At 70.0% G+C, this 13143-nt stretch carries 13 protein-coding genes and 1 pseudogene; 11 read left to right on the top strand and 3 right to left on the bottom strand.

The genetic code is table 11. From position 1 onward, the window contains the following. Nucleotides 1–6 precede the first annotated feature (6 nt). The 8 genes and pseudogenes from LJB71_RS11075 (at nucleotide 7) to recO (ending at nucleotide 8231) form a co-directional block, all read left to right on the top strand. Entirely contained in the window at nucleotides 7–984 is a 978-nt protein-coding gene (locus LJB71_RS11075; RefSeq protein ID WP_259304227.1) for a sigma-E factor negative regulatory protein, read from the top strand. Then, nucleotides 966–2525, top strand: coding sequence for a DegQ family serine endoprotease (locus tag LJB71_RS11070; protein WP_259304226.1), 1560 nt, complete (start codon nucleotides 966–968; stop codon nucleotides 2523–2525). Before LJB71_RS11075 ends, LJB71_RS11070 begins: the two co-directional genes overlap by 19 nt. A 141-nt stretch (nucleotides 2526–2666) precedes the next feature. After that, on the top strand, nucleotides 2667–4460 hold the full coding sequence (lepA, locus tag LJB71_RS11065; RefSeq protein ID WP_259304225.1) for a translation elongation factor 4: 1794 nt from the start codon (nucleotides 2667–2669) through the stop codon (nucleotides 4458–4460). Nucleotides 4461–4604: 144 nt separating this feature from the next. Then, the gene (gene lepB / locus LJB71_RS11060) at nucleotides 4605–5393 is read left to right on the top strand and encodes a signal peptidase I (protein WP_259304803.1); all 789 of its coding nucleotides are present in this window, start codon (nucleotides 4605–4607) and stop codon (nucleotides 5391–5393) included. 59 nt (nucleotides 5394–5452) lie between these two features. Continuing rightward, a complete protein-coding gene (locus LJB71_RS11055; RefSeq protein ID WP_259304224.1) occupies nucleotides 5453–5836 on the top strand; it encodes a DUF4845 domain-containing protein in 384 nt (127 codons plus the stop codon). Beyond that, nucleotides 5826–6500, top strand: a complete 675-nt coding sequence (rnc, locus tag LJB71_RS11050; RefSeq protein WP_259304802.1) for a ribonuclease III — start codon at nucleotides 5826–5828, stop codon at nucleotides 6498–6500. The genes LJB71_RS11055 and rnc overlap by 11 nt, the downstream gene beginning before the upstream one ends. Nucleotides 6501–6512: 12 nt before the next feature. Next, nucleotides 6513–7418, top strand: a pseudogene (gene era / locus LJB71_RS11045) (GTPase Era); the annotation flags it as partial. Nucleotides 7419–7490: 72 nt separating this feature from the next. Continuing rightward, complete coding sequence (gene recO, locus LJB71_RS11040; protein WP_259304223.1) at nucleotides 7491–8231, top strand: DNA repair protein RecO; 741 nt, start codon at nucleotides 7491–7493, stop codon at nucleotides 8229–8231. A 10-nt stretch (nucleotides 8232–8241) separates the two neighbouring features. Here the strand turns inward: recO and rnk are convergent, their stop codons facing one another. The 3 genes from rnk to yhbY all read right to left on the bottom strand — a co-directional run bounded on the left by rnk (nucleotide 8242) and on the right by yhbY (nucleotide 9459). Then, a complete protein-coding gene (gene rnk / locus LJB71_RS11035; protein ID WP_259304222.1) occupies nucleotides 8242–8670 on the bottom strand; it encodes a nucleoside diphosphate kinase regulator in 429 nt (142 codons plus the stop codon). A 108-nt stretch (nucleotides 8671–8778) separates the two neighbouring features. After that, nucleotides 8779–9150: an Mth938-like domain-containing protein gene (locus LJB71_RS11030; RefSeq protein ID WP_259304221.1), complete on the bottom strand. Its 372-nt coding sequence runs from the start codon at nucleotides 9148–9150 to the stop codon at nucleotides 8779–8781. Between the two features lie 3 nt (nucleotides 9151–9153). Beyond that, entirely contained in the window at nucleotides 9154–9459 is a 306-nt protein-coding gene (gene yhbY, locus LJB71_RS11025) for a ribosome assembly RNA-binding protein YhbY (RefSeq protein ID WP_259304220.1), read from the bottom strand. Nucleotides 9460–9531: 72 nt separating this feature from the next. Between yhbY and rlmE the strand changes: the two genes are divergently transcribed. From rlmE to folP, 3 genes are all read left to right on the top strand, one after another. Beyond that, nucleotides 9532–10194: a 23S rRNA (uridine(2552)-2'-O)-methyltransferase RlmE gene (gene rlmE, locus LJB71_RS11020; protein ID WP_259304219.1), complete on the top strand. Its 663-nt coding sequence runs from the start codon at nucleotides 9532–9534 to the stop codon at nucleotides 10192–10194. Nucleotides 10195–10224: 30 nt separating this feature from the next. Beyond that, the gene (gene ftsH, locus LJB71_RS11015) at nucleotides 10225–12120 is read left to right on the top strand and encodes an ATP-dependent zinc metalloprotease FtsH (RefSeq protein WP_259304218.1); all 1896 of its coding nucleotides are present in this window, start codon (nucleotides 10225–10227) and stop codon (nucleotides 12118–12120) included. A 69-nt stretch (nucleotides 12121–12189) separates the two neighbouring features. After that, the gene (folP, locus tag LJB71_RS11010; RefSeq protein WP_259304217.1) at nucleotides 12190–13086 is read left to right on the top strand and encodes a dihydropteroate synthase; all 897 of its coding nucleotides are present in this window, start codon (nucleotides 12190–12192) and stop codon (nucleotides 13084–13086) included. Nucleotides 13087–13143: the final 57 nt, after the last annotated feature.

Here is a 13143-nt window from a genome sequence, read left to right as displayed (position 1 = left end):
ACACCCATGGAGACCACCCCCGACACCGACCGCCACTGCATCGGCCTGACCCAGCTGTCCAGCCGCGAGCAGCTGTCCGCGCTGATGGACGGCATGCTGCCGGAGGACCAGACCCGCTTCCTGCTGCGCCGCCTGCAGCACGATGCCGAGCTGGCCGGCAGCTGGGAGCGCTGGCGCATCGCCAGCGACGTGATGCGCGGCCTTGCCCCGGCCCGCCACCTGCCGGCGGATTTCGCGCTGCGGGTAGCGGCGGCGCTGCAGGGCCCGGGGCTGGCCCTGGATGCGGCGCCCGCACGCGCCCGGCGCTGGTACTGGGGCGGCGGTGCGGCGCTGGCCGCGGCGCTCGCACTGCTGGCGGTGGTGCGCTGGCCGCAGCCGGTGGATACCCCGGAGAGTTCCGCGCCTGCAGCGGCGCCGTCGCTGGCGGCGGCCGCGCCGGTACCAAGCGCGCCGGTGCCGCGCGCACCGGCTGCGGTCGCGCCCACGATGGCGTCCGTCACGCCCGCCGTCGAGCAGGCCACTCCCCGGGCGCCAGCCGTGGCTGCCGCCGGCCTGGCCCTCGCGGCGGCGGCCGGCACCCAGGCCGCGCGCCGCGAGCGCGCGCATCCGCTGCAGGTCGCCGCGCCGGCCAGCGCGCCACCGGTGATCGAACTGGCGCAGGCGCTGCCGGCCGCCCCGGCCGATGCCGCCGGCAGCCGCCCCTGGCCGCGCCGGATCCTGCCGCAGTACGGCGGTGACAGCGGCCTGACGGTGGGCTTCGGCGAGCACATGCAGGCCGCCCCGGCACCGTTCAACCCGTTCCCGGCGCTGCCGCCCCGAGCTTCCTGCAGCCGGCGCAGACGCCACCGCAGGCCGAACCGGCGCAGCCTTGAGCCGCGCCCCGGCTGGCCGGTGCGCCGCCGCGCAGGCCCGTGGCCCTTTCTTTCCCACTGTCCCGATCCACGCGAACGAGGAGTTCCCCGTCCATGTCTGCAAATCGATTGATCCGCCTGCGCCCCGTGCTGCTGGTGGCCGCCCTCGCCGTGGCCGGTGTCGGCGCCTGCAGCGGCCAGAACACCGCCAGCGCGCAAACGCCGACCGCCACTGCGCCGTCCGCGCCGGCTCCGGACCTGGTCGGCAACCTGCCGGATTTCACCCGCCTGGTGGAGCAAACCGGCCCGGCGGTGGTGAGCGTGCAGGCCGAGATCGGCAGCAAGCCGCAGGCGCGGCGCCTGCAGCAGATGCCACAGGATGGCGAGGACGACGGCGGCGACGACCAGATCCCGGAGTTCTTCCGCCGCTTCTTCGGGCCCGGCCTGACCCCGATGCCGGGCATGCCAGGGATGCCCGGCATGCCCGGCATGCGCCCGCGCGGGGTGTCGCTGGGCACCGGCTTCATCATCTCCAGCGATGGCTACGTGCTGACCAACCACCACGTGATCGACGGCGCCGACAAGGTGACGGTGAAGCTGTCCGACCGCCGCGAGTTCACCGCGAAGGTCGTAGGCAGCGACCCGCAGTCGGACGTGGCCCTGCTCAAGATCGACGCCAGGAACCTGCCGGTGATGCGGATCGGCGATTCGCGCACGCTCAAGCCCGGGCAGTGGGTGGTGGCGATCGGCTCGCCGTTCGGGCTGGATCATTCGGTCACGGCGGGCATCGTCAGCGCCGTGGGCCGCGCCAATCCCGGCGCCGACCAGCGCTACGTCCCCTTCATCCAGACCGACGTGGCGATCAACCGCGGCAATTCCGGCGGCCCGCTGCTGGACACCCGCGGCCAGGTGGTGGGGATCAACTCGCAGATCTTCAGCAACTCCGGCGGCTACATGGGCGTGAGCTTCGCCATCCCGATCGACGTGGCGATGAATGCGGTGCAGCAGCTCAAGGCCACCGGCAAGGTGGTGCGCGGCCAGCTCGGCGTGCAGGTGCAGGGGTTGGATCGCGATACCGCCAAAGCGCTGGGTCTGGGCGAGCCCAGCGGCGCGTTGGTGGCCGCGGTGGAGCCCGGCAGCCCGGCCGCGCGCGCCGGGCTGCTGCGGCAGGACGTGATCCGCAGCGTAAATGGCCAGCCGATCTACGACTCCAGCGACCTGCCGCCGATCATCGGCGCGATGGCGCCCGGCACCCGGGTGACGCTGGAGGTGGTGCGCGACGGCAAGCCGCGCACGCTGGTGGCGACCTTGAACGCGCTGGACGAGGCCACCGCCGCGGTCGGCGGAATGCCGGGCGGTGCGGGCCAGGCCCCGGCGCGCGCGGAAGGCAATGCGCTGGGCATCGTCGGCCAGGATCTGACCGCCGAGCAGCGCCAGCGGCTGGGCCTGCAAAGCAAGGAAGGCGTGCTGATCGCGCGGATCACCAGCGATGCTGCGCGCGATGCCGGCCTGCAGCCGGGCGACGTGGTGCTGGCGGTCGGCCGTAATGACGTTGGCAGCGCGGCCGCGCTGGATGCCCAGCTGCGCGCGGCCGGCACCGACAAGCCGGTGATGCTGCTGGTGCGTCGCGGCGGCGGCACCCGCTACGTGGCGGTCAACCCGAAGCCGGAGTGACGCGCCTGCTTGGGCCGGCTGGCACCCCCGCCTCCCGCCGGGAGGCGGGATGGCCTGTGCGATAATGCGCGGCTTGTCACACGAGCGGCCGCACCCCGCGTCCGTCGCCGCCACCGCAGAGCTTCCATGCAGCACGACCCGATGCGGTTCATCCGCAACTTCTCCATCATCGCCCATGTCGATCACGGCAAGTCGACCCTGGCCGACCGCATCATCCAGCTGTGCGGTGGGCTGAGCGAGCGCGAGATGGAGGCACAGGTGCTCGACAACAATCCGATCGAACGCGAGCGCGGGATCACCATCAAGGCGCAGTCGGTGTCGCTGCCGTACACCGCGAAGGACGGCAACACCTACTTCCTGAACTTCATCGACACCCCCGGCCACGTGGACTTCAGCTACGAGGTCAGCCGCTCGCTGGCCGCCTGCGAGGGCGCGCTGCTGGTGGTGGACGCGGCGCAGGGCGTGGAGGCGCAGTCGGTGGCCAACTGCTACACCGCGGTGGAGCAGGGGCTGGAAGTGGTGCCGGTGCTGAACAAGATCGACCTGCCCACCGCCGACATCGACAAGGTGAAGGAGGAGATCGAGGCCGTGATCGGCATCGACGCCGCCGATGCGGTGGCCATCAGCGCCAAGACCGGCCTCAACGTCGGCGACGTGCTGGAAGCCATCGTCCAGCGCATCCCGCCGCCGAAGCCGCGCGACACCGACAAGCTGCAGGCGCTGATCATCGATTCCTGGTTCGACAACTACCTCGGCGTGGTCTCGCTGGTGCGGGTGATGCAGGGCGAACTGAAGCCCGGCGACAAGATGCTGGTGATGAGCACCGGCCGCACCCACCAGGTCGACGCGGTCGGCGTGTTCACCCCCAAGCGCAAGGTGCTGCCGAGCCTGAAGGCCGGCGAGGTGGGCTGGATCACCGCCTCGATCAAGGACGTGCACGGCGCGCCGGTGGGCGACACGCTCACCCTGGCGGGCGACCCGGCGCCGGCGCCGCTGCCAGGCTTCCAGGAGATGCAGCCGCGGGTGTTCGCCGGCCTGTTCCCGGTGGATGCCGAGGACTACCCGGCGCTGCGCGAGGCGCTGGAGAAGCTGCGCCTGAACGACGCCGCGCTGCGCTTCGAGCCGGAAAGCTCGGAGGCGATGGGCTTCGGCTTCCGCTGCGGCTTCCTCGGCATGCTGCACATGGAGATCGTGCAGGAGCGCCTGGAGCGCGAGTACGACCTCAATCTCATCACCACTGCGCCGACGGTGGTGTACGAGGTGCTCAAGACCGACGGCGCCGTGATCCCGATCGACAACCCGGCCAAGCTGCCGCCGGTGAACCAGATCGAGGAGATCCGCGAACCGATCATCCGCGCCAACATCCTCACCCCGCCGGACTACATCGGCAACATCATCAAGCTGTGCGAGGACAAGCGCGGCGTGCAGCTGGGCATCACCTACATGGCCAGCCAGGTGCAGGTGAGCTACGAGCTGCCGATGGCCGAGGTGGTGCTGGATTTCTTCGACAAGCTGAAGTCGGTGAGCCGCGGCTATGCCTCGCTGGACTATCACTTCCTGCGCTTCCAGGCCGGCCCGTTCGTGCGGGTGGACACCCTGATCAACGGCGACCGGGTGGACGCGCTGTCCATCATCGTGCACCGCAGCCATGCCGACCGCCGCGGGCGCGAGCTGTGCGAGAAGATGAAGGACCTGATCCCGCGGCAGATGTTCGACGTGGCCATCCAGGCCGCGATCGGCGGCCAGATCATCGCCCGCACCACGGTCAAGGCGCTGCGCAAGAACGTGCTGGCCAAGTGCTACGGCGGCGACGCCACCCGCAAGAAGAAGCTGCTGGAGAAGCAGAAGGAAGGCAAGAAGCGGATGAAGCAGGTCGGGCGGGTGGAGATCCCGCAGGAGGCCTTCCTCGCCGTGTTGCAGGTGGACAACAAGTAATCGTTTTTCTTCTCCCTCGGGGGAGAAGGTGCCCGAAGGGCGGATGAGGGTGCGGGCCGCTGCGCGGCCCCACTCCTGCGCCGAACCCTCGCTTCCAATCCCTCTTCCGGGGGCGGGGCTGAAACCGATGGAGAACATCGCATGATGGTGTGGTTCGAGACGATCCTGGTGGTCCTGACCCTGCTCAGCGGCCTGATCTGGCTGCTCGACCGGCTGTTCTTCGCCAGGCGCCGCGCGGCCGCCGCGTCTGGTGCGCTGGACGAGCCCAAGGACCCGCTGCTGGTCGATTACGCCAAGTCGTTCTTCCCGATCCTGGCGCTGGTGCTGGGCCTGCGCAGCTTCGTGGCCGAGCCGTTCCGGATCCCGTCCAGCTCGATGATGCCGACCCTGCTGATCGGTGATTTCATCCTGGTCAACAAGTTCTCTTACGGCCTGCGCTGGCCGATCACCAATCACAAGTTCCTCGCCATCGGCGAGCCGCAGCGCGGCGACGTGGTGGTGTTCCGCCCGCCGCACCACCCGCGCGAGGACTGGATCAAGCGGGTGATCGGCCTGCCCGGCGACACCATCGGCTACCACGACCACAAGGTGAGCATCAACGGCCGGGTGCTGCCGTACCGGGTGGACGGGATCTATACCGGCGTCGGCCAGGGCATCGGCGAGACCGGCGACACCCTGCTGACCGAAGAGCTGCCCGGGCGCCCGCACCAGGTGCTGGAGCGCGAGTTCAGCGTCGCGGAAGGTGACTGGACGGTGCCGGCGGGGCATTATTTCGTCATGGGCGACAACCGCGGCAACAGCGAGGACAGCCGGTTCTGGGGGTTCCTGCCGGAGTCCAACCTGCGCGGCAAGGCCATGCTGGTGTGGATGAACTTCGATACCAGCGCCGAACACTGGGTGGACGTTTCCCGCATCGGGCGCCGTATTCCCTGAAAATGGCAGACGTTCACCAGGCAACCGACCAGGCAGTTCAACCGAAAGGGGAGAGTGGGATGAAGCAGTCGCAGCGCGGTATGACCATGTTGGGCTTCCTGATCACCCTGTGTGTGGTGATCTTCTTCGCCTACATCGCAATGACCATCGTGCCCATGTACATCGAGTTCTACTCGGTGAAGCAGGCGCTCAAAGGGCTGGCCAACGACAGCACGCTGGCCGACGCGCCCAAGGACAAGATCCGGCAGATGTACCAGCGCCGGCTGGAGATGAGCTACGCCGACCACGTCAAGAAAATGGACGCGCTGAAGTTCGACTCGACCGACGGCGGGTTGAAAATGGTCGTGGACTACGAGCGGCGCGAGCCGCTGATGGCCAACCTCGACGTGGTCGCCAAGTTCCACGCCGAGCAGGTGCTGCCGCGTGGCGCAGGTGCCAACTGAACCAGCGCGGGTGTTCGCGGGGCATGCCTTCGCGGCTCCGGAGCTGCTGGCGCAGGCGTTGACCCACCGCAGCGTGGGCAACCCCAACAACGAGCGGCTCGAATTTCTGGGCGATGCGCTGGTCAACCAGATCATCGCCGAGGCGCTGTACCGGCACTGGCCGAAGGCCGATGAGGGCGCGCTGACCCGCGCCCGCGCCGAGCTGGTGCGCGAATCCGCGCTGGCCGGCATCGCCCGCGGCCTGGAGATTGGTTCGCGGCTGCGGCTCGGGCCAGGCGAGATGAAGACCGGCGGCCATCGCCGCGATTCCATCCTCGCGGATGCGCTGGAGGCGCTGGTGGCGGCGATCTACCTGGACGCCGGCTTCGAGGCCTGCCGCGCGGTGGTACTGCCGTGGTTCGCGCCGCTGATCGCCGCCCTGCCGCCGCCGAACAAAGTCGGCAAGGACGCCAAAACCCGCCTGCAGGAATGGCTGCAGGCGCGTCAGCACCCGCTGCCGGCCTATGCGCTGCTGCACGAGGGTGGCGAGGACCACGCGCGGGTGTTCCGGGTCAGCTGCACCCTGGCCGTGCCCGCGCTGCGCACCGAGGGCGAGGGCAGCTCGCGGCGCGCGGCGGAACAGCAGGCGGCCGAGGCCGCGCTCAAGGGCATCGAACAGGCATGAAGACCCCCCTCCCGCAGCGGTGCCGTCGCCGTGATCGGCCGCCCCAACGTCGGCAAATCCACCCTGGTCAACGCCCTGGTCGGGGCCAAGGTCAGCATCACCTCCAACCGTCCGCAGACCACCCGCCACCGCCTGCTGGGCATCGCCACCTTCCCCGGTGGCCAGCTGCAGCTGGTGGACACCCCCGGCATCCACGCCGAGCAGGGCAAGCGCTCCGGCAAGGCCATGCACCGGATGCTGAACCGCGCCGCACGCGGCGCGCTGGAGGGCGTGGATGCCGCGCTGCTGGTGGTCGAGGCCGGGCGCTGGGAGCACGAGGACAGCCTTGCCTTCGAGGCCCTGCGCGATGCCGGCCTGCCGGTGGTGCTGGTGGTCAACCAGGTGGACAAGTTCAAGGACAAGACTGCGCTGCTGCCGTTCATCGCCAAGGTGGCGGATGGGCGCGCGTTCGCCGCCGTGCACCCGCTGTCCGCGCTCAAGCGCAGCGGGCTGGAGCCGCTGGTCGCCAGCCTGCTGGCGCTGATGCCCGAGGGTGAGCCCGCCTTCGGTGAGGACGCGATCACCGACAAGAGCCAGCGCTTCCTCGCCGGCGAGCTGGTGCGCGAGCAGCTGATGCGCCAGCTCGGCGCCGAACTGCCTTATGCCACCACCGTGGAAGTCGAGAAGTTCGAGGAGGAACCCTCGCCGCAGGCCGGGGTGATGTACCGTATCGATGCGGTGATCTGGGTCGAGCGCGAAGGCCAGAAGGCGATCGTGATCGGCAAGGGCGGCGAGCGCCTGCGGGCCATCGGCACCCGCGCGCGCGAGCAGATGGAGCGCCTGTTCGGCGCCAAGGTCTTCCTGCAGACCTGGGTGCGCGTGCGCGAGGGCTGGAGCGACGACGAAGCGGCGCTGCGCGCGCTGGGCTACCACGACTGATCCAGGCGGGGCTGCAGGGCGCCGCGCCACGCCCTCCGCCGGGGAGGCGTCTGGCGCTCCTACAATTGCGCGATGCGCTACGCCGCCGAACCCGCCTTCGTCCTGCACGCCCGCCCGTGGCGCGAGACCAGCCTGCTGGTCGAGGTGCTGAGCGCCGACCACGGCCGGATCGGGCTGGTCGCGCGCGGGGTGCAGGGGCCGAAGCGGCACGTGCTACGGGCGGCGCTGCAGCCGCTACAGGCGATCCGCTTCGATGCCGTGCAAAAGGGCGAACTGGCGCAGCTCTCTGCGGCGGAGGCGATGGATGCGGCGCCGCTGCTGCACGGGGATGCGGCACTGGCGGCGTTCTACGTCAACGAGCTGTGCCTGCGCCTGGCCCCGCGCCACGTGCCGCAGCCGGAGCTGCATGCGGCCTATGCGCAGGTGCGGGAACGCCTGCGTGCGGGCGAGGGGCTGGCGTGGACCCTGCGCCGGTTCGAGCGCGACCTGCTGGAGGCGCTGGGCGTGGGCCTGGCGTTCGCGCTGGAGGCCGAGGGTGCCCGGGTCGATCCTGCCGCGCGCTACCGCCTCGATCCCGAGGAGGGGCCGCGCCGATTGCGTAGCGAGCGCGCCGGCGAGCGCCGCGACACCGCCACTGGGCGGGCGCTGCTGGCGCTGGCCGCCGATGCCTTGCCCGAAGCGGAGGACCTGGCCAGCCTGCGCCTGCCGCTGCGCGCGGTGCTGCTGCACCACCTCGGCGGACGCGGGCTGAAGTCGTGGGACATGCTCGGCGAGCTGGGGCGGCTGGGCGCGTCGAAGGTGGGGGTCACCTGAGCGCACCGGCTCAGCGGTGCAGTTCGCCGGCCGCTTCCGGCTGGTAGCGGATCGAAAGCACGTGCAGGCGCGCGCTGCGGCCGCCCGGCAGCGGCCAGTCGATGCTGTCGCCCACCCGCAGGCCCAGCAGCGCGCTGCCCACCGGAGCAAGGATCGAGACCTTCTCGCCGTTGCCGTCGGCATCGCGTGGATAAACCAGGGTCAGCTCGTATTCGCGCACATGCTGCTGGTCGTCGATCACCTGCACCAGCGCGGTGGAATTCATCGTAATGACGTCGTTGGGCATGTCGCCGGGTTCGACCAGTTCGGCGCGCTCCAGCTCCTCGCGCAGTGGCGCGGTGTCCAGGCTGCGGTACCGTGGTTGATCCAGCAGTTCCTCGATGCGCTCCACGTCGATGCGAGACAGCAGCAGGGCAGGGCGTTGGTCGGTGGTGCTCATGGCGTGAGTGGCTCCAGCAAAGCAATGCGGGCGGCGCGGCTGGCGCGTCGCCCGCGGATATCCCGTAATCGAGTGAACATTAGCCGCGCTCCAACGGCCTGGCAACTTTCAGGGGAACAGAAAGCCAGCCACCACCCGCCGGCCTTCCCCGGCCAGCACCGAATAGGTGCGCGCGGCGGCGGCGTTGGACATGACTTCGAGGCCGACCCCGCGCTGCAGGCAGGCGGCCAGCACCGCCGGGGGCGGGAACACTTGGGTGGCGCCGGTGCCCAGCACCACCAGCTCCGGGGCCAGGGCGAGGATCGGGTCGAGGTCGGCCGGCGCCAGCGCGCGGGCGTCGCGCACCGGCCAGTCCTCAATCAACGCCTCCGGCGCAATGATGAAACTTGCGCTCAGCCGCCGCTGGTCGACCAGCGCGCCGGTGCCGTCGGCACCGCGCAGGAAATACTGGTAGTCCGGGCGTTCCAGGTTCAGCTGCATGGCTCAGGCGCGCGGCAGCACGATCTGCCGCTTGTCCTTGCTTGGCCGGTACAGCACCGCGGTGTGTCCGATCCGCTGCACCAGCACCGCGTCGGTGCACGCGGCCAGGTCGGCGATCATGGCGTCGCGCGCCTCGCGGTCCTCGCCCGCCACCTTCACCTTGATCAGCTCGTGATGCTCCAGTGCCTGCGACACCTCCGCCACCAGCGCCTCGCTGATGCCCTTGCCGCCGACCTGCAGCATCGCCTTCAGGTCGTGCGCCTGCCCGCGCAGGAAACGGATCTGGGCATTGGTCAGGGCGATCGGCATGCGGCACGCGGGCGGATAATCAGGGGCGTGCAGGGTATCATGCGGCATCTTCCCCCCGCGCCGTCGGCGGCCATGGCGACCCGCAGCAAATCCAGCCAGCGCTGGCTCAAGGAGCATTTCTCCGATCCCTTCGTGAAGAAGGCGCAGGCCGAGGGCATGCGCTCGCGGGCGGCCTACAAGCTGGAGGAACTGGCCGAGCGCGACCGCCTGCTCAGGCCCGGGATGGTGGTGGTGGATCTGGGCGCCGCGCCCGGCGGCTGGTCGCAGTGGGTGCGCCAGGAACTGGACCGCATGGAGCAGGCGCTGCCGCCCGGCGCCCGCCGCGGCCGGGTGATCGCCAGCGACATCCTGGAGATGCCGGCGCTGGCCGGGGTCGAGTTCCTTCACGGTGACTTCAGGGACGATGCCGTCCTATCGCAGTTGCTGGCCCTGCTGGGTGGCGATGCGGTGGACCTTGTGTTATCCGACATGGCCCCCAATAAAAGCGGGGTAGAGGCGGTGGACCAGCCGCGCGCGATGCACCTGGCCGAGTTGGCCATGGAGTTCGCCGACGGCCAGCTCCGCACCGGTGGTACGTTTCTGATCAAGCTGTTCCAGGGAGCGGGCTCGGACGATTACCTGCGGGAGCTGCGGCGGCGCTATGCCAGGGTGGCCATCCGCAAACCGGCGGCGTCGCGCAGGCGCTCGCCCGAGGTGTACGCGCTGGCCACCGGCAAGCTTGCGCAGATGAAGTGATGGGAAAACGGAAGGAAGGCCAGAAACACCATGAACGATCTCGCGAAGAACCTGCTGCTCTGGGTAGTGGTGGCCGCCGTGCTGATGGTGGTGTTCCAGAGCTTTTCGCCCAAGCTCGCCGGCACGCATGAGGTGATGTATTCGCAGTTCGTGCAGGATGTCGAGAACGACCGCATCACCAAGGTCGATATCGCCAGCAACGAGCGCACCATCACCTTCACCCGCAGCAATGGCGAGAAGGGCACCACCACCGCCCCGGTGCGCGACAAGGACCTCATCAACGATCTCATCCAGCACAAGGTCGAGATCAACCAGGCGCCGCCGGAGTCCGGCGTCTCGTTCTGGTCGCTGGTGCTGAACTTCCTGCCGGTGCTGCTGATCATCGGCTTCTGGCTGTTCATGATGCGGCAGATGCAGGGCGGCGGTGGCGGCAAGGGCGCGATGTCATTCGGCCGTTCGCGCGCCAAGCTGCTGTCCGATGACCAGGTGAAGGTGACCTTCGCCGACGTCGCTGGCTGCGACGAGGCCAAGGAGGAGGTGGGCGAGCTGGTCGAGTTCCTGCGCGATCCCTCGCGCTTCACCAAGCTGGGCGGCAAGATCCCGCGCGGCGTACTGATGGTCGGCCCGCCCGGCACCGGCAAGACCCTGCTGGCCAAGGCGATCGCCGGCGAGGCCAAGGTGCCGTTCTTCAGCATCTCCGGTTCCGACTTTGTCGAGATGTTCGTCGGTGTCGGCGCCAGCCGCGTGCGCGATATGTTCGAGCAGGCCAAGAAGCACGCCCCGTGCATCATCTTCATCGATGAGATCGACGCGGTCGGCCGCCATCGCGGCTCCGGCATGGGCGGCGGCCACGACGAGCGCGAGCAGACCCTCAACCAGATGCTGGTGGAGATGGACGGCTTCGAGGGCGGGGAGGGCGTCATTGTCATTGCCGCCACCAACCGCCCCGACGTGCTCGACAAGGCCCTGCTGCGCCCCGGCCGCTTCGACCGCCAGGTGATGGTGGGCCTGCCCGACATCAAGGGCCGCGAGCAGATCCTCAAGGTGCACATGCGCCGCGTGCCGCTGGCCGACGACGTGCGCGCCGACGTGCTGGCGCGCGGCACCCCGGGCTTCTCCGGCGCCGACCTCGCCAACCTGGTCAACGAGGCCGCGCTGTTCGCCGCCCGCCGCAGCAAGCAGCAGGTGGACATGCGCGACTTCGAGGACGCCAAGGACAAGATCTACATGGGGCCCGAGCGCCGCAGCATGGTGATGCGCGAGGAGGAGCGCCGCGCCACCGCGTACCACGAGTCCGGCCACGCGGTGGTGGCGATGTCGCTGCCCAAGGCCGATCCGGTGCACAAGGTCACGATCATGCCGCGCGGCTGGGCGCTGGGCGTCACCTGGCAGCTGCCCGAGCACGACGCGCTGAGCAAGTACAAGGACCGCATGCTGGAGGAAATCGCCATCCTGTTCGGCGGCCGCGTCGCGGAGGAGCTGTTCGTGGGCCAGGTGTCCACCGGCGCCTCCAACGACTTCGAGCGCGCGACCAGGATGGTGCGCGACATGGTGACCCGCTACGGCATGTCGGACGCGCTCGGCATCATGGTGTACGCCGACGACGAGGGCGGCTACGGCCTGCACAACAAGACCATCTCCGAGGCCACCCAGCAGAAGGTGGACGCCGAGATCCGGCGCATCCTCGACGAGCAGTACGCGGTCGCGCGCGCGATCCTGGAGAGCAAGCGCGACATCGTGGAGGCGATGACCGCCGCCCTGCTGGAATGGGAGACGATCGACGCCGAGCAGGTCAAGGCGATCATGGAAGGGCGCAAGCCGAACCCGCCTGCCGGCTGGACCGGGCCGCGTCCCGGCCATGGTGGTGGCAACGACGATTCCGCCACCGGTCGCCCGGTGGCCGTGGAGCCTGCGCCGCAGGTCTGAAGACACCGCTTGCCGGCGCGCCGCGGAAAGGCCAGAGTCCACTCTGGCCTTTCGCGTTTTCCGCCTCCCATGTTCGATACCAGCCCGCAGCTCGATTGCCACGGACGCCTGCTCACGCTCGATCGCCCGCGGGTGATGGGCATCGTCAACGTCACCCCGGATTCGTTCTCCGACGGCGGCGCGCATGCCGACCCGGAGGCAGCGATCGCGCACGGCCTGCGCCTGGTGGAGGAGGGCGCGGACATTCTGGATGTCGGCGGCGAATCCACCCGGCCCGGCGCCGCGCCAGTTCCGGTGGAGGAGGAGCTGCGGCGGGTGCTGCCGGTGATCGCGGGGCTCGCGGCGCGGGTGGACGTGCCGATCAGCATCGATACCCGGCATGCCGAGGTGATGCGCGCGGCGGTGGCGGCCGGGGCCGGGATGATCAACGACGTGCAGGCCCTGCGCGGCGAGGGCGCGCTGGAGGCGGCCGCGGAACTGGGCGTGCCGGTGGTGCTGATGCACATGCAGGGGCAGCCGCGCGACATGCAGGACGCCCCGCATTACGACGACGTGGTGGGCGAGGTGCACCGTTTCCTGGCCGAGCGCATCTTCGCCTGCGAGATGGCCGGGATCGCGCGCCGGAACCTGGTGGTCGATCCCGGCTTCGGCTTCGGCAAGACCACCGCCCACAACCTGCAATTGCTGGCGCAGCTGCGGCGCTTCACCGAGCTCGGCGTGCCGGTGCTGGCCGGGCTGTCGCGCAAGCGCAGCATCGGCGAGCTGACCGGGCGCGAGGACCCGCGCGCGCGGACGGCCGGCTCGCTCGCCGCGCACCTGATCGCGGCCCAGCACGGCGCCATGCTGGTGCGCACGCATGACGTGGCGCCCACCGTGGACGCGCTGAAGGTGTGGCGGGCGGTCGCGGCGGTGCCCGCGCCACGGGCGCCTGCGCCGAAGCCGGAGATCCGCTGGCCGGAGGACTGAGGCCGGCCGGCCGCCCTGGCCGCCTCGCTGCGTTCTTCCCCATGACGAGGGAGGAGC

The sequence above is a fragment of the Thermomonas sp. S9 genome, from assembly GCF_024704365.1.
Classification (GTDB): domain Bacteria; phylum Pseudomonadota; class Gammaproteobacteria; order Xanthomonadales; family Xanthomonadaceae; genus Thermomonas.
Note: the sequence above shows the minus strand (reverse complement) of the source record. Positions and strands in the feature narration are given on the sequence as shown.